This is a genomic window from Pseudomonas sp. M20 (assembly GCF_045037865.1).
Taxonomy (GTDB): Bacteria; Pseudomonadota; Gammaproteobacteria; order Pseudomonadales; family Pseudomonadaceae; genus Aquipseudomonas.
In genome coordinates this window covers 4,651,599-4,667,005 of record NZ_CP173611.1, presented here as the reverse complement: position 1 = coordinate 4,667,005, position 15,407 = coordinate 4,651,599, and the positions used below count along the sequence as shown (strand labels likewise).

General features: G+C 59.4%; 13 protein-coding genes. 6 read left to right on the top strand and 7 right to left on the bottom strand.

Features of this window, described 5'->3' with window-relative positions:
- Window positions 1-127: 127 nt before the first annotated feature.
- From ACI514_RS20815 to algW, 3 genes are all read right to left on the bottom strand, one after another.
- A complete protein-coding gene (locus ACI514_RS20815; protein ID WP_405122297.1) occupies window positions 128-847 on the bottom strand; it encodes a DUF4198 domain-containing protein in 720 nt (239 codons plus the stop codon).
- A gap of 12 nt (window positions 848-859) precedes the next feature.
- Window positions 860-2,965 carry a TonB-dependent siderophore receptor gene (locus tag ACI514_RS20810; RefSeq protein WP_405122296.1) on the bottom strand — a complete coding sequence of 702 codons (2,106 nt, stop codon included), beginning with the start codon at window positions 2,963-2,965 and terminating at the stop codon, window positions 860-862.
- An 88-nt stretch (window positions 2,966-3,053) separates the two neighbouring features.
- Window positions 3,054-4,211 carry a Do family serine endopeptidase AlgW gene (gene algW / locus ACI514_RS20805; RefSeq protein WP_064387994.1) on the bottom strand — a complete coding sequence of 386 codons (1,158 nt, stop codon included), beginning with the start codon at window positions 4,209-4,211 and terminating at the stop codon, window positions 3,054-3,056.
- Between the two features lie 103 nt (window positions 4,212-4,314).
- On the opposite strand from algW, the gene ACI514_RS20800 reads away from it, so the two are divergent.
- From ACI514_RS20800 to cysN, 3 genes are all read left to right on the top strand, one after another.
- Window positions 4,315-5,073, top strand: coding sequence for a Nif3-like dinuclear metal center hexameric protein (locus tag ACI514_RS20800; RefSeq protein ID WP_405122295.1), 759 nt, complete (start codon window positions 4,315-4,317; stop codon window positions 5,071-5,073).
- 247 nt (window positions 5,074-5,320) lie between these two features.
- Window positions 5,321-6,238, top strand: a complete 918-nt coding sequence (cysD, locus tag ACI514_RS20795) for a sulfate adenylyltransferase subunit CysD (protein ID WP_007912374.1) — start codon at window positions 5,321-5,323, stop codon at window positions 6,236-6,238.
- A 9-nt stretch (window positions 6,239-6,247) separates the two neighbouring features.
- Window positions 6,248-8,146, top strand: a complete 1,899-nt coding sequence (gene cysN / locus ACI514_RS20790) for a sulfate adenylyltransferase subunit CysN (protein ID WP_160055889.1) — start codon at window positions 6,248-6,250, stop codon at window positions 8,144-8,146.
- Window positions 8,147-8,317: 171 nt separating this feature from the next.
- Here the strand turns inward: cysN and ACI514_RS20785 are convergent, their stop codons facing one another.
- Genes ACI514_RS20785 through ACI514_RS20775 form a run of 3 tightly spaced genes read right to left on the bottom strand, consistent with a single transcriptional unit; the run spans window position 8,318 to window position 11,710 of the window.
- Window positions 8,318-9,223, bottom strand: a complete 906-nt coding sequence (locus ACI514_RS20785; protein WP_160055891.1) for an acyltransferase — start codon at window positions 9,221-9,223, stop codon at window positions 8,318-8,320.
- Complete coding sequence (gene pta, locus ACI514_RS20780; protein ID WP_160055893.1) at window positions 9,224-11,323, bottom strand: phosphate acetyltransferase; 2,100 nt, start codon at window positions 11,321-11,323, stop codon at window positions 9,224-9,226. It lies immediately after the preceding gene.
- Between the two features lie 60 nt (window positions 11,324-11,383).
- Window positions 11,384-11,710 (bottom strand): DUF3565 domain-containing protein, encoded by a 327-nt coding sequence (locus ACI514_RS20775; RefSeq protein WP_077571443.1) that lies wholly within the window; start codon window positions 11,708-11,710, stop codon window positions 11,384-11,386.
- On the opposite strand from ACI514_RS20775, the gene ACI514_RS20770 reads away from it, so the two are divergent.
- The 3 genes from ACI514_RS20770 to ACI514_RS20760 all read left to right on the top strand — a co-directional run bounded on the left by ACI514_RS20770 (window position 11,679) and on the right by ACI514_RS20760 (window position 14,069).
- On the top strand, window positions 11,679-12,164 hold the full coding sequence (locus ACI514_RS20770; RefSeq protein ID WP_160055895.1) for a peptidylprolyl isomerase: 486 nt from the start codon (window positions 11,679-11,681) through the stop codon (window positions 12,162-12,164). The two genes, ACI514_RS20775 and ACI514_RS20770, sit on opposite strands and share 32 nt — an antisense overlap.
- A 123-nt stretch (window positions 12,165-12,287) precedes the next feature.
- On the top strand, window positions 12,288-12,770 hold the full coding sequence (locus ACI514_RS20765; protein ID WP_160055897.1) for a glutathione peroxidase: 483 nt from the start codon (window positions 12,288-12,290) through the stop codon (window positions 12,768-12,770).
- Window positions 12,771-12,965: 195 nt separating this feature from the next.
- A complete protein-coding gene (locus ACI514_RS20760) occupies window positions 12,966-14,069 on the top strand; it encodes an NADH:flavin oxidoreductase (protein ID WP_405122294.1) in 1,104 nt (367 codons plus the stop codon).
- A 109-nt stretch (window positions 14,070-14,178) separates the two neighbouring features.
- On the opposite strand, the gene ACI514_RS20755 is transcribed toward ACI514_RS20760, so the two are convergent.
- The gene (locus tag ACI514_RS20755) at window positions 14,179-15,378 is read right to left on the bottom strand and encodes a glycosyltransferase family 4 protein (RefSeq protein ID WP_405122293.1); all 1,200 of its coding nucleotides are present in this window, start codon (window positions 15,376-15,378) and stop codon (window positions 14,179-14,181) included.
- Window positions 15,379-15,407 lie beyond the last annotated feature (29 nt).

The window sequence follows — 15,407 nt, the reverse complement described above, 5'->3', positions numbered from 1 at the left end:
AAGTGCTGTACCGAATCCATAATCGACTCGGTCTTTCAGGTCGACGTACTTCGCAAGACAACTCGGTCGGCTCCCTCTCCCTCCGGGAGAGGGCTGGGCGGGCGGCGTTTCCGATGAGGGTGTGCTCTTATTCGTGATGCGGCTCGCCAAGGAAAGTCAGTGAGGTAAACAGCCCACGACTATCCACATCCGCGCTGCCCTTCACCGGCACCTCAACCTGCGCCGCAATCACATTCAACCCTTCATTCCTCACCAGCACCTGCGCCCGACCCTCCTTGTCAGTCTCGGTGCTCAACGTGTTCGGCGCACTGCGATAGTCGCCAATCAACTTCACCCCAGCCGCCGGTTTGCCATCGAGCAACACCCGCACCGGCAATGACTTGCCCGGCCCAACCGTCAGCGGATCAACCTCCGGCAGAATCAACAATTTGATCTGATCCAGCTTCGGCAACTTCGCCCCCGGCTGATAAATCGCCAGGCTGTATTTGAACGTCTCCGTCGCCTCGATAGCTCCAGGCACTTTGCTGCGACCTTGGTTGATCCACTTCTTGTCAGCTGTCTGCGACCACATGCCGTTGTTCAGCGCTACGGCCAGGACTGCCGGAGCTTTCAGTGGTTTCAGTCGTGCGTGATCCGTCAGGCGCTCGACGCTCACCGGAATCATCTTGCCGCCCGCGTCATAAGCCCAGGCGCCGCTGATCTTTTGTGCCTTGAACGCGTTGTCTTCGGCGCCATGGCCATAAACCACTTCGATATTGCCGCGCCGTTGTTCGGTCCACAGGCCATGGGCCGAGACTTCGCCTACGAACAGCGCGGCGATCAGCACAAAAGTTTTGCCGAATTGCATGGTGACGTCCTTTTACAGGTTGAGTGTCAGGCTGACGGTGAAGTTGCGCGGTTCGCCGGGGTTGACCCAGTAGTTGCTGTAGGAGCGCTCGTAATACTTCTCGTCGAAGAGGTTGTTCAGGTTCAGGCCGACAGTGACGTTGTCGCTGGCCTTGTAATGCGCGAGCAGGTCGACGGTCTGGTAGGCCGGCAATTCGAAGTCGCTGCCGGATTCTCCGGAGCGGTCGCCGACATAAGTGAACGCTGCGCCGACGTCCGAGCCGCGCAAATGGCCATCCTGGAACTCATAAACCCCGAGCAGACTGCCGCTGCGTTTGGCCACGCCGAGGATGCGACTGCCGGTGGGAATTGCCGCGTCGCCCTTGGTCACTTCTGCGTCAATGTAGGCAAAGGCACCAATGACTCGTACAGCGTCGGTGACCTGTCCGGTGACTTGCAGATCGAAACCACGACTGCGCGCCTTGCCCATGGCGCGGCTGGTGTCGGTGCCAGGATCAAGGGCGAGGACGTTTTCCTTGTCGATGTGGAAGAAGGCGAGGGTGCTACTCAGGCGTTCGTCAAACAACTCGTTCTTGATCCCGACTTCGTAGCCGACGCCTTCTTCCGGGTCGAAGGATTTTCCGGAGGCGTCGAGGCCGTTGTTCGGTTTGAAAGAGGTCGAGGCATTGGCGAACAGGCCGGTGTTCGGCGTCAGTTGGTAGAGCAGGCCGGCGCGCTGGGTGAGGGCGTCATGGTGCTGACTGCTCTTGGCGTTACGGCTGTGATCGTCGATGCGCTGGTCGAAATGTTCGAAACGTGCGCCGATCATTCCGCGCAATTTGTCGGTGAAGATGATCTGATCCTGCAGGTTCAGTGCATGACTTTCGACGTGTTCGAAAAAATCGCTGCCCGAGCGTGCGCCGTTGGGTTTTGGCTTGCCGTAGATCGGCTTATAGATGTCGATGGCGTACGGGCCGCCAGCAATCGTGGTGACGCGCTCGTTCTTGCGGAAGTTTTCATACTCGGTGCCGATCAGCAGTTCATGCTGCCAAGGACCGAGGTCGAACAGACCGCGCAATTCCAGTTGGGTGATGCTGTCGTGCCAACTTGTATCGCGTTCGCGCAAGCGACGGTTGACCGTGTGGCCGTCGGCGTTCAGCGCCCGTTGTTCCGAGGCGTCGCCCCAGAGTTTGCCTTCCTTGTAGTGGCTGGCCAGGCGCAGTTTCCAACTGTCGTTGAGGTGATGTTCCAGAGTCGCTTGAAGCAGATTGTTGTGGTTATCGATGTTGCCGTCGTTGGGCTCGCCGAGGAAGGTCGAGCGCGACACGCCGCTCCATTTGTTGTTCGGCGCGACGATGCCGCGATCGAAGGTGGAGCTGTGACGGACGATCTCGCTTTCCACCAACAGCGACGTGTCCGGGTTCAATTGCCAACTGATCGAAGGCGCGACGAACACACGCTTGCTGTCGACGTGATCGCGAAAGCTGTTGTTATCTTCGACTGCGAGGTTGATCCGCGAAAGCACATCACCTTGTTCATCAAGTGGCGTGTTGACGTCCAGCGCGGTGCGATAGCGGTCCCAACTGCCGGCGCTGGTCTGTAGGGTGGTGAACGCTTCGGGCTGCGGTTTCTTGGTGACGATGTTTACCGTGCCGCCGGGATCGCCTCGGCCATACAAACTGGCGGCGGGCCCTTTGAGCACTTCGATGCGCTCGATGTTGGCCGCATCCGGTGTGCTCGGATAGCCGCGATTGGCGCTGAAGCCGTCCTTGTAGAACTCCGAGGTGGTGAAGCCGCGCACGCTGTATTCGTACAGCGTCAGGCCGCCGAAGTTGTTCTGCTTCGATACGCCACCGGCAAAATCCAGCGCGCGCTCGACACTGGTGCTGCCCAGATCTTTGAGCACGCTGGCGGGCACTACGCTGATCGCCTGCGGGATATCACGGATCGCGGTGTCGGTTTTGGTTGCACTGGATGAACGTGTGGCGCGATAGCCCTTGACCGGGCCGGTCGGCGATTCGTAGTCGGAGATGACGCTGATGGCGTCCAGTTCGAGGGGTTTGGATTCTTCGGCGAAGGCTGGGTCGACCAGCAGACCAAGGCTCAGGCCGAGCAGTGAGGCCTTTGTTCGAGACGACATGTTATGTTGTTCCAATTCTTAGAATTGAAACAATATAACATGCCTGTTGAGAATGTCTTTTATTCGCGTGCTTAGCGCGAAGAAAATTTTATTCTTCTTTTTCTTTCACCGGCGCCGGTGGCGGACGCAGGCCGATTTCAGCGGTGAGCTTGAGCTCTTTGCCGTTGCGCATCACCTGAATCGTCACTTTGTCAGTCGGTTTGATCCGCGCGACCTGGTTCATCGAACGACGGCCATCACCGGCTGGCTCGCCATCGATGCTCAGAATCACATCGCCCAATTGCAGGCCGGCCTTCTGTGCCGGGCCATCGCGGAAGATCCCCGCGACGACAATCCCCGGACGCCCGGACAAACCGAACGACTCGGCCAGTTCCTGGGTCAGCGGTTGCACTTCAATGCCCAGCCAGCCACGAATCACCTGACCGTGCTCAATGATCGACTTCATCACCTCCATCGCCAGTTTCACCGGGATCGCAAAGCCAATGCCCTGCGAACCGCCGGACTTGGAGAAAATCGCCGTGTTGATGCCGGTGAGGTTGCCGTTGGCATCGACCAGCGCGCCGCCGGAGTTACCCGGGTTGATCGCCGCGTCAGTCTGGATGAAGTCTTCGTAGTTGTTCAGGCCCAGCTGATTACGCCCGGTGGCGCTGATGATGCCCATGGTCACGGTCTGGCCAACGCCGAACGGGTTGCCGATGGCCAGCGCGACGTCGCCGATACGAATGTTGTCCGAGCGGCCGACGGTGATGGCCGGCAGGGTTTTCAGATCGATCTTCAACACCGCGAGGTCGGTTTCCGGATCGCTGCCGATGACGCGGGCGAGGGTTTCGCGGCCATCCTTCAGCGCCACGACGATTTGGTCGGCACCGCTGGTCACGTGGTTGTTGGTGAGAATGTAGCCTTCCGGGCTCATGATCACGCCGGAACCGAGGCTCGATTCCATGCGTTTCTGCTTCGGCGAGTTATCACCGAAGAAACGCCGGAACTGCGGATCTTCAAACAGTGGATGCGCCGGTTTGTTGATGACTTTGGTGGTGTAGAGGTTGACCACTGATGGCGCGGCGATGGTCACCGCATCCGCATAGGACACAGGCCCCTGCTGCACGCTGGTGGTTTGCGGGGCCTGTTGCAGGTTGACGTCGAGGCTCGGCAGCCCGACCCACTGCGGGTAACGCTGAATAATCAACAGAGCGATAAGCACACCGGCCAACAACGGCCAGCCCATAAAACGCAGCGCCTTGAACATTAAGCACGTCCTGGAAGAGTTGCAGGCGGGGTCAGACCGCCCATAATGTCGCGCATTATACGAGGCCGCGCGTGCCTCTGAACGGGATATTTAGGAGTCTTTCATGGCCGTTGCCCTCAGCACCCTCGTCGAAGAAGCCGACCGTTACCTCGGCAGTGCGAAAATTGCCGATTATTGCCCGAACGGATTGCAGGTCGAGGGCCGTCCTCAGGTGATGCGTATCGTCAGTGGCGTCACGGCCAGCCAGGCGTTGCTGGACGCTGCCGTCGAGACCGGGGCCGATCTGGTGCTGGTGCATCACGGTTATTTCTGGAAGGGCGAGAACCCTTGCGTCACTGGCATGAAGCAGCGTCGACTGAAGACGTTGCTCAAGCACGATATCAGTCTGCTCGCTTACCACTTGCCGCTGGATTTGCATCCCGATGTCGGCAATAACGTGCAACTGGCGCGTCAACTGGACATCACTGTGGAAGGCCCGCTGGACCCGGACAATCTCAAAATCGTTGGTCTGGTCGGGTCTTTGAAAGAACCGCTGACCGCTCGCGATTTCGCCCGCAAGGTGCAAGAAGTGATGGGTCGAGAACCTTTGCTGATTGAAGGCAATCCGATGATTCGCCGGGTTGGCTGGTGCACCGGCGGTGGTCAGGGCTATATCGATCAGGCCGTCGCGGCGGGCGTCGATCTGTATCTCAGCGGTGAAGCCTCCGAGCAGACCTTCCACAGCGCCCGCGAAAACGACATCAGCTTCATCGCCGCCGGCCACCACGCGACCGAGCGCTACGGCGTACAGGCGCTGGGCGACTACCTGGCGAAACGCTTTGCCGTCGAACACATCTTCATCGACTGCCCCAACCCGATCTGACGAACGCCACTCACCTGTGTAGGAGCTGCCGAAGGCTGCGATCCTTTGATCTTGTTTTTTAAAAGACCAGATCAAAGGATCGCAGCCTTCGGCAGCTCCTACAGGACCGTCATCGCCCAAACGAGTGGGCATATTCATATGCCCTTTCGATCTAGTTGGCGTCCTGATTAGAAGAGGTCGCTGTGCTAGGATTCCCCGCTCGAACACGGCCCGCTGGCCGTTCATAAGAAAGTTTTCGTGAGTAGCCATGGTCGACAAACTGACGCATCTGAAACAGCTGGAGGCGGAAAGCATCCACATCATCCGCGAGGTGGCCGCCGAGTTCGATAACCCGGTGATGCTGTACTCCATCGGTAAAGACTCCGCCGTGATGCTGCACCTGGCACGCAAGGCGTTCTTCCCGGGCAAACTGCCGTTTCCGGTGATGCACGTCGACACCCGCTGGAAATTCCAGGAAATGTACAAGTTCCGCGACAAGATGGTCGAAGAACTGGGCCTGGACCTGATCACCCACATCAACCCCGATGGCGTGGCGCAGAACATCAACCCGTTCACCCACGGCAGCGCCAAGCACACCGACATCATGAAAACCGAAGGCCTGAAGCAGGCACTCGACAAGCATGGTTTCGACGCAGCGTTCGGCGGCGCCCGTCGCGATGAAGAGAAATCCCGTGCCAAAGAGCGCGTGTACTCGTTCCGCGACAGCAAGCACCGCTGGGACCCGAAAAACCAGCGTCCAGAACTGTGGAACGTCTACAACGGCAAGGTCAACAAGGGCGAATCCATTCGCGTATTCCCTTTGTCAAACTGGACCGAACTGGACATCTGGCAGTACATCTACCTCGAAGGCATCCCGATTGTGCCGTTGTACTTCGCCGCCGAACGCGAAGTGATCGAGAAGAACGGCACGCTGATCATGATCGACGACGAGCGCATCCTTGAGCACCTGTCCGACGAAGACAAAGCGCGCATCGTCAAAAAGAAAGTGCGTTTCCGCACCCTTGGCTGCTACCCGTTGACGGGGGCCGTGGAGTCCGAGGCCGAAAGCCTGACGGACATCATCCAGGAAATGCTCCTGACGCGAACTTCCGAGCGCCAGGGCCGAGTCATCGACCACGATGGCGCAGGCTCGATGGAAGATAAAAAACGTCAAGGCTATTTCTAAGGGGCTGTCATGTCGCATGTTTCTGATTTGATCAGCGAGGACATCCTCGCCTACCTGGGCCAGCACGAACGTAAGGAACTGCTGCGCTTTTTGACCTGCGGTAACGTCGATGACGGCAAGAGCACCCTGATCGGGCGCTTGCTGCACGACTCGAAGATGATCTACGAAGATCACCTTGAAGCGATCACCCGCGACTCGAAGAAAGTCGGCACCACCGGTGACGATATCGATCTGGCATTACTGGTCGACGGTCTGCAGGCCGAGCGGGAGCAGGGCATCACCATCGATGTCGCCTACCGCTATTTCTCCACCGCCAAGCGCAAATTCATCATCGCTGACACGCCCGGCCATGAGCAGTACACCCGCAACATGGCCACCGGAGCGTCCACCTGTGACCTGGCGATCATTCTGGTCGACGCGCGTTACGGCGTGCAGACCCAGACCCGTCGCCACAGCTTCATCGCCTCCCTGTTGGGGATCAAACACATCGTCGTCGCCATCAACAAGATGGACTTGAAGGGCTTCGATGAAGGTGTGTTCGAGTCGATCAAGGCTGACTACCTGAAGTTCGCCGAAGGCTTGAAGATGAAGCCGACCAGCATGCACTTCGTGCCGATGTCTGCCCTAAAAGGCGACAACGTGGTGAACAAGTCCGAGCGCTCGCCTTGGTACAAAGGCCAGTCGTTGATGGAAATCCTCGAGACCGTGGAGGTCGCGGGCGATCGCAACTTCACCGATCTGCGTTTCCCGGTGCAGTACGTCAACCGTCCGAACCTGAACTTCCGTGGTTTCGCCGGCACGCTGGCCAGCGGCATCGTGCACAAGGGTGACGAAGTCGTGGTGCTGCCGTCGGGCAAAAGCAGCCGGGTGAAATCCATCGTCACTTTCGAAGGTGAGCTGGAACACGCCGGTCCAGGTCAGGCCGTAACGCTGACCATGGAAGACGAAATCGACATCTCCCGTGGTGACTTGCTGGTGCATGCCGACAACGTGCCGCCGGTCACCGACAGCTTCGAAGCGATGCTGGTGTGGATGGCTGAAGAGCCGATGCTGCCGGGCAAGAAATACGACATCAAACGCGCCACCAGTTACGTGCCGGGCTCGATTGCCAGCATCGTTAACAAGGTCGACGTGAACACGTTGGAAGAAGGCCCGGCGAGCGCGTTGCAGCTCAACGAAATCGGCAAGGTGAAGATTGCACTTGATGCGCCAATCGCCCTCGACGGTTACGAAAGCAATCGCACCACCGGCGCGTTCATCATCATCGACCGCTTGACCAACGGCACCGTTGGCGCCGGCATGATCGTCGCGCAGCCAGTGACGCATGGCACTGCCACGCACCACGGCAAACTGGCGCACGTGGCGACTGAAGAGCGTGCTCAGCGCTTCGGCCAGCAACCGGCGACCGTGCTGTTCAGCGGCCTGTCGGGCGCGGGCAAAAGTACACTGGCTTATGCGGTCGAGCGCAAGCTGTTCGACATGGGGCGTGCGGTGTTTGTGCTGGATGGCCAGAACTTGCGTCAGGACCTGAACAAAGGCCTGCCACAGGATCGCGCCGGTCGCACCGAGAATTGGCGTCGTGCCGCGCACGTCGCGCGTCAGTTCAACGAAGCAGGTCTGCTGACCCTGGCCTCGTTCGTCGCGCCAAGCGCTGAAGGGCGTGAGCAGGCGAAGGATCTGATCGGCAAGGATCGTCTGCTGACGGTCTACGTTCAGGCCTCGCCGGCCGTGTGCGCCGAGCGTGATCCGCAAGGTCTGTATGCCGCCGCTGGCGACAACATCCCGGGCGAATCCTTCCCGTACGATGTGCCGCTGAATGCCGATCTGGTGATCGACACGCAGACGCTGAGTCTGGAAGAAAGCGTCAAGCAAGTGCTGGATCTGCTGCGTCAGCGTGGCGCGATTTAAGCATTAGCTGCCAAATAAAAAGCCCGCCGATGAGTGATCATCGGCGGGCTTTTTTATTGGGGCCAACTCGGTCAATTGTAGGAGTGAGCCTGCTCGCGATAGCGGTGTGTCATTCAACATTGTTGGTGGCTGATCCACCGCTATCGCGAGCAGGCTCACTCCTACAGGGGGTTAGTGTTTGGCTGGATACTCGCGGTGCATCTGTTCGAGCAGCGCATCCTTGTCCAGCCACAGCTGGTTGATCCAGCCCTGAAACTGCAAACGATACTCGCCGTCCTGATCGTAGTTCTTGCCAATGAATTGCTGCGGAATCTTCAGCTCTTCAAAATGCACCACCACATCGCGCACATTACCGCAGAGCAAATCCCAGAACCCCGGACGCCCGGCCGGGTAGTGGATCGTCACGTTGACGATCGACTCCAGTTGCTCGCCCATCGCATCCAGAACAAACGCAATCCCGCCAGCCTTGGGCTTGAGCAGATATTTGAACGGCGATTGCTGCTGCGCATGTTTGCCTTCGGTAAACCGCGTGCCCTCGACGAAGTTGAAAATCCCCACCGGGTTATTACGAAACTTCGCGCAGGTTTTGCGCGTGGTTTCGAGGTCTTTGCCTTTCTTCTCCGGGTGCTTGGCGAGGTACGCCTTGGAGTAACGCTTCATGAACGGAAAGCCCAGCGCCCACCAGGCCAGACCGATTATCGGGACCCAGATCAGCTCCTGCTTGAGGAAGAATTTCAGCGGCTGAATCCGGCGGTTAAGCACGTATTGCAGCACCAGAATATCAACCCAGCTCTGGTGGTTGCTGGTGATCAGGTACGAGTGCTTGTAGTCGAGCCCTTGCAGACCGCTGATGTGCCAGCGCGTGCGCCGAACCAGGTTCATCCAGCCCTTGTTGTTGCTGATCCACGCTTCATGGGTGTGGCTCATCAGCCACAGTGAGGCACGCCGGGCGAGGTCGAACGGCAACGCTTTGATCAGCGCCACGCAGAACAGGAACGAGCACAGCAGAATGGTGTTGAGGGCCAACAGCAGCGAGGCGATCACGCCGCGCACGGGTGCAGGTAGAAAATCCAGCATTTACACATCCATAGGTCGGTTGGCGGCTTGAATCGCGGTGAGGGCGATGGTGTAGACGATGTCATCGACTTGCGCGCCGCGCGGCAAGTCATTGACCGGTTTGCGCAGGCCTTGCAGCATTGGCCCGAGGCTGACGCAATCGGCGCTGCGCTGCACGGCTTTGTGCGTGGTGTTGCCGGTGTTCAGATCCGGGAACACGAACACGGTGGCGCGACCGGCGACCTGACTGTTTGGCGCCAGTTGTCGGGCGACGTCTGCGTTGGCAGCGGCGTCGTATTGCAGCGGGCCGTCGATCAGCAGCGAATGCTGTTGTTCGTGGGCGAGGAGGGTGGCCTCGCGGACTTTTTCGACTTCTTCACCGGTGGCAGATTCGCCGCTGGAATAACTGATCATCGCTACGCGCGGAGTGATACCGAACGCGGCGGCCGAGTCGGCGCTTTGCAGCGCGATTTCGGCAAGTTCGGTGGCACTCGGATGCGGGTTCATCACGCAGTCGCCATAGACCAGCACTTCTTCCGGGAACAGCATGAAGAACACCGACGACACCAGCGTACAGCCCGGCGCGGTCTTGATCAGTTGCAGGGCTGGACGGATAGTGTTGGCGGTGGTGTTGATCACACCCGAGACCAACCCGTCGACTTCATCCAGCGCAAGCATCATGGTGCCGATCACCACGGTGTCTTCCAGTTGCTGCTCGGCCATCGGTGCATTGAGGCTTTTGGTCTTGCGCAGGGCGACCATCGGCTCCACGTAGCGCTCGCGGATCAGATCCGGATCAAGAATCTCCAGGCCCGGCGGCAACACGATGCCTTGGGCGCGAGCGACCGCTTCGACGTCTTCCGGTTTGGCCAGCAATACGCAACGGGCGATCCCGCGTTCCTGACAGATCGCCGCCGCTTGCACAGTGAACGGTTCGCTGCCTTCGGGCAGGACGATGCGCTTGTTGGCGGCTTGGGCGCGCTGAATCAATTGATAGCGGAACACCGCCGGCGACAGGCGCATCTCCCGTGGCGTGCCGCAGCGCTGGTGCAGCCACTTGGCATCGAGATGGCTGGCGACGAAATCGGTGATGATCTCCGCTCGCTCGCGGTCATCGATGGGGATTTCCTTGTTCAGACCGTTCAGCAGGTTGGCGGTGTCGTAAGAGCCAGTGCTCACCGACAACACTGGCAAACCGGCCTGTAAGGCGCCCCGGCACAGATCCATGATGCGCGGATCGGGCAGCGTGTCGCTGGTCAGCAACAGACCGGCCAGCGGCACGCCGTTGATCGCGGCGAGGCTGACGGCGAGGATGATGTCGTCGCGATCACCCGGCGTCACCACCAGCACGCCGGGTTTGAGCAGCTCGACGGTGTTGCGCATGGTCCGTGCGCAAATGATGATTTTGGTCATGCGCCGGGTTTCGTAGTCACCGGCATTGAGCACTTGCGCGCCCATCAGGTCGGCGACGTCGCGGGTGCGTGGTGCGTTGAGTTCGGGTTGGAACGGGATGCAACCGAGCAAGCGGAAATCACCGCTGCGCAGCAACGGCGAATGCTCTTTCAGACGCGTGGCGAAGGCGTCCATGCTCTCGTCGGTCTTGACCTTGTTGAGGATCACGCCGAGGACTTTCGGGTCTTTCGGCCCGCCGAACAATTGCGCCTGCAACTCGACGCGGCCAGACAGCTCGGCGAGCACTTCGTTTTCCGGCGCCGAGACCAGAATCACCTCGGCATCGAGGCTCTTGGCCAGGTGCAGGTTGACCCGCGCGGCGTAGCTGGCGCTGCGAGTCGGCACCATGCCTTCGACAACCAGCACGTCTTTGCCGATGGCGGCTTGCTGATAGAGGGCGATGATTTCTTCGAGCAGCTCATCGAGCTGACCGTCGCCGAGCATCCGCTCGACGTGGGCCAGACCCAACGGTTGTGGCGGTTTCAAGCCGTGAGTGCGCGACACCAGTTCGGTGGAACGCTCAGGGCCGGTGTCGCCCGGATGCGGCTGCGCGATCGGCTTGAAGAAGCCGACTTTCAGCCCGGCGCGCTCAAGCGTGCGTACCAGCCCGAGGCTGATGGAGGTCAGACCCACGCCAAAATCGGTGGGGGCGATAAAAAAAGTTTGCATGCGAATTCTCTAAAGTTGCATGGCAATGGCGATCATCTATCTCTGACAATCTGCCGAAATTCAGTCGCCAAGGTTAGCGCTAACCGAGCCTTGTGCGCACCAACCGCAGGCAAAGGGTTGGCCTATTTTTTCAATACGTTGCGCTGGGTCCAGCACCCAGGCGCGCGATTGCCATGGCGGCTGGTGGCGCAGGTGCTGGGTGTGACCACAGGAAAGCTCGGCCACCCAATGGCCTTCCTCGTCTTGATGGAAGCCTGCGATCGTCGAAACCCGTTTGTCCGGGTTGTGTTCGCTTTCGCGCGTTTGCTTCGCTAAACTTGGCCTTTCTATATTCTTCTGCAAAAGGTCTCGCCCCATGCTGATCGCCGCCAATAAGGCTGTCTCCATCGACTATACCCTGACCAACGACGCTGGTGAGGTCATCGACAGCTCCGCCGGCGGCGCTCCGCTGGTCTACCTGCAAGGCGCAGGCAACATCATCCCGGGCCTGGAAAAAGCTCTGGAAGGCAAAGCTGTTGGTGACGAGCTGGAAGTTTCCGTTGAGCCGGAAGACGCTTACGGCGAATACGCCGCTGAGCTGGTCAGCACCCTGAGCCGCAGCATGTTCGAAGGCGTTGACGAGCTGGAAGTCGGCATGCAGTTCCACGCTTCGGCGCCGGACGGCCAAATGCAAATCGTCACCATCCGTGACCTCGACGGCGACGACGTGACAGTCGACGGCAACCACCCACTGGCCGGTCAGCGCCTGAACTTCAAAGTGAAGATCGTTGATATCCGTGAAGCCAGCCAGGAAGAAATCGCTCATGGTCACGTCCATGGCGAAGGTGGCCATCACCACTGATTTTCTGCGCTAAGCTTCGAGTACTGGAGAGGCGCCTGCGGGCGCCTTTTTAGTCCGCGGCTGTCCTTGGTGGCCTCGCCAAGTGGCTGTTTCGAGTAGAACATCGGAATCCTGGAGTTCGTCATGAGTGCTTTTCACGACCTTAAGTTGACAGCCCTGGATGGTCAGGAGCTACCGCTGGCGCCGTTCAAGGGCCAAGTCGTGCTGGTGGTCAACGTCGCCTCCAAGTGCGGCTTGACCACACAGTACGCGGCGCTGGAAATCCTCCATCAGCAATTCAAAGGCAAAGGCTTCAGTGTGCTGGGCCTGCCGTGCAACCAGTTTGCCGGCCAGGAACCTGGCTCTGAAAAGGAAATTCAGGAGTTCTGCAGCCTTAACTATGGTGTGACGTTTCCGTTGTCGAGCAAGCTCGAAGTCAACGGCCACGAACGGCATCAGCTCTACCGCTTGCTGGCGGGCGAGGGCGCGGAGTTTCCCGGTGACATCACCTGGAATTTCGAGAAATTCCTGCTCGGCAAGGATGGTCGGGTGCTGGCGCGGTTCTCGCCGCGCACGGCGCCGGATGATCCGAGCATTGTTCATGCGATTGAAAAAGCGCTGAGCTGAAACAGCAAGATCAAAAGATCGCAGCCTTCGGCAGCTCCTACAGGTGACCTCAAAACCCCATGTAGGAGCTGCCGAAGGCTGCGATCTTTTGCTTTGCGTCTTTTAATCCTTAATCACCCAAATCAATAGTGCTGTTCAAAGGGTTCGCGCCTCCATATTATCGCCGTCATAAAGCCTTCTCTGTGGAGCCCTTCGATGCCCGTTCAAGCCTTGTTCAAACCGTTCCACCTCGGTGCCCTCGAACTGCCGACCCGTGTGGTCATGGCGCCAATGACCCGTTCGTTTTCCCCGGGTGGCGTGCCGAATTCGAAAGTCATCGAGTACTACCGCCGTCGCGCAGCAGCCGGGGTTGGCCTGATCATCACCGAAGGCACCACCGTCGGTCACGTTGCCTCCAACGGTTACCCGAACGTGCCGCAATTCTTTGGTGAAGCACCGTTGGCCGGCTGGAAGAAAGTCGTCGACGCTGTTCACGCTGAAGGCGGCAAGATCGTTCCGCAACTCTGGCATGTCGGCAGCGTGCGCCGCATCGGCACCGAGCCGGACGCCAGCGTGCCGGCTTACGGCCCGTCGGAAAAACTCAAGGACGGTCAGGTCGTGGTGCACGGCATGACCCAACAGGACATCAAGGATGTAATCGCCGCATTCGCCCAAGCCGCCAAGGATGCACATAGCATCGGCATGGACGGCGTGGAAATCCACGGCGCGCACGGTTACCTGATCGACCAGTTCTTCTGGGAAGGCAGCAACCAGCGCACCGATGAATACGGCGGCAGCCTGGCCAACCGTTCGCGCTTTGCCATCGAACTGATTCAAGCAGTACGTGCAGCGGTCGGTGAAGGCTTCCCGATCATCTTCCGTTTCTCGCAGTGGAAACAGCAGGATTACACCGCTCGTCTGGTGCAAACCCCAGAAGCGCTGGGCGAATTCCTCAAGCCGTTGTCCGACGCTGGCGTGGATATTTTCCATTGCTCGACGCGGCGTTTCTGGGAGCCTGAGTTTGACGGCTCCGAGCTGAACCTCGCGGGCTGGACGCGCAAACTCACCGGCAAGCCGACCATCACCGTCGGCAGCGTGGGTCTCGATGGCGAGTTCCTGCAGTTCATGGTCAACACCGACAAGGTCGCGCAACCGGCCAGTCTGGAGAACCTGCTGGAGCGCCTGAACAAGGAGGAATTCGATCTGGTGGCGGTGGGCCGTGCACTGCTGGTCGATCCGGACTGGGCACAGAAAGTCCGCGAAGGGCGTGAGCAGGATATCTTGCCGTTCAGCCGTGAGGCGTTGATGACGCTGGTTTAATCAGCGGTTGTACTGACGCCATCGCGAGCAGGCTCACTCCTACAATTGGAATGCATTCCACCTGTAGGAGTGAGCCTGCTCGCGATAGCGGTCTCCAAGTCGTTTGGATTCAAGGCAATGTCTGCGCATTCGGCACCATTTGCTCACCCACACAAGCCCCGCGCAAATGCTTTTCAAACTGCTCGATAACCGCCGGCCAGCCCTGGCGACTCGCATGCTGCCGCGCATTCAAACGCACGCAACGCAACGTCTCGTCCTCTTCCAGCAACCACGCCGCCGCCTCGCAAAACGCCTGCTCATCACCAGGCATCGCCAGCACGCCGTTGTAGCCATGGCGAATATGCTGCGCCGCCGCAGCCTGATCGTAAGCCACCACGCCCAATCCCGAAGCCAATGCTTCGAGCACCACGTTGCCGAAGGTTTCCGTCAGGCTCGGAAACAGAAACAGATCCCCGGATGCATAGTGCGCCGCTAACGCTTCACCGCGCTGCGCACCGCAGAAAACCGCCCCGGGCAAATCCTTTTCCAGTGCCAGCCGTTGCGGTCCGTCGCCGACCACGATCAGTTTCAGATTACGCTGTGGATAAGTGTCACGCAGATTTTCGAAGCAGCGTTTGAGCAGGCCAAGGTTCTTCTCCGGCGCGAGTCGTCCTACGTGAATAACCGCAATGTCCTGCTCGGACACGCCCCACTGCTCACGCAAGGCATTCAGCCGTTTGCTCGGATGAAACAACTGGCTGTCGACACCGCGCGACAACAGCGCCAATCGTTCGAAATGCCGCCGCTCCAGTTCCAGGCGCTGGCTGACACTGGGCACCAACGTCAGCGCCGAGCGATTGTGAAACCAGCGCAGATAATGCGTGAGCATCCGCGTCAGCAGACCGAGGCCGTACTGACTGGTGTATTGCTGAAAGTTGGTGTGAAACCCGCTGACCACCGAAATGCCCAGACGCCGCGCCGCACGCAGGGCTGATAACCCGAGCGGTCCTTCCGTGGCGATATACAGCACATCGGGACGCTGATGCTTCCAGCGCCGCAGCAGTTTGTGCATCGACGACTGACCCCATTGCAGCCCCGGGTACCCCGGCAGCGGCCAGCCCCGACACAACAGCAACGCGTCATCTTCGCTGCGCTGCGGATCGCCGGCCTGACGCGGGCGTACCAGTTCAACCTGATGCCCACGCGCGCGCAGTCCATCGCACAAGCGGCCAAGCGTATTGGCCACGCCGTTGATTTCCGGTGGGAAGGTTTCGCTGATCAGGGTGATATGTAGAGCTGTCGTCATGACCTCAGTGTCGGCTGAGGCCATGTCGTGCTTGTGACGTTCGGATGATGGAT

Excerpts from the sequence above, each read along its gene's own strand:
- ACI514_RS20815 (WP_405122297.1), bottom strand. The coding sequence starts at position 847 with ATGCAATTCGGCAAAACTTTTGTGCTGATCGCCGCGCTGTTCGTAGGC.
- ACI514_RS20810 (WP_405122296.1), bottom strand. The coding sequence starts at position 2,965 with ATGTCGTCTCGAACAAAGGCCTCACTGCTCGGCCTGAGCCTTGGTCTG.
- algW (WP_064387994.1), bottom strand. The coding sequence starts at position 4,211 with ATGTTCAAGGCGCTGCGTTTTATGGGCTGGCCGTTGTTGGCCGGTGTG.
- ACI514_RS20800 (WP_405122295.1), top strand. The coding sequence starts at position 4,315 with ATGGCCGTTGCCCTCAGCACCCTCGTCGAAGAAGCCGACCGTTACCTC.
- cysD (WP_007912374.1), top strand. The coding sequence starts at position 5,321 with ATGGTCGACAAACTGACGCATCTGAAACAGCTGGAGGCGGAAAGCATC.
- cysN (WP_160055889.1), top strand. The coding sequence starts at position 6,248 with ATGTCGCATGTTTCTGATTTGATCAGCGAGGACATCCTCGCCTACCTG.
- ACI514_RS20785 (WP_160055891.1), bottom strand. The coding sequence starts at position 9,223 with ATGCTGGATTTTCTACCTGCACCCGTGCGCGGCGTGATCGCCTCGCTG.
- pta (WP_160055893.1), bottom strand. The coding sequence starts at position 11,323 with ATGCAAACTTTTTTTATCGCCCCCACCGATTTTGGCGTGGGTCTGACC.
- ACI514_RS20770 (WP_160055895.1), top strand. The coding sequence starts at position 11,679 with ATGCTGATCGCCGCCAATAAGGCTGTCTCCATCGACTATACCCTGACC.
- ACI514_RS20775 (WP_077571443.1), bottom strand. The coding sequence starts at position 11,710 with ATGGAGACAGCCTTATTGGCGGCGATCAGCATGGGGCGAGACCTTTTG.
- ACI514_RS20765 (WP_160055897.1), top strand. The coding sequence starts at position 12,288 with ATGAGTGCTTTTCACGACCTTAAGTTGACAGCCCTGGATGGTCAGGAG.
- ACI514_RS20760 (WP_405122294.1), top strand. The coding sequence starts at position 12,966 with ATGCCCGTTCAAGCCTTGTTCAAACCGTTCCACCTCGGTGCCCTCGAA.
- ACI514_RS20755 (WP_405122293.1), bottom strand. The coding sequence starts at position 15,378 with ATGGCCTCAGCCGACACTGAGGTCATGACGACAGCTCTACATATCACC.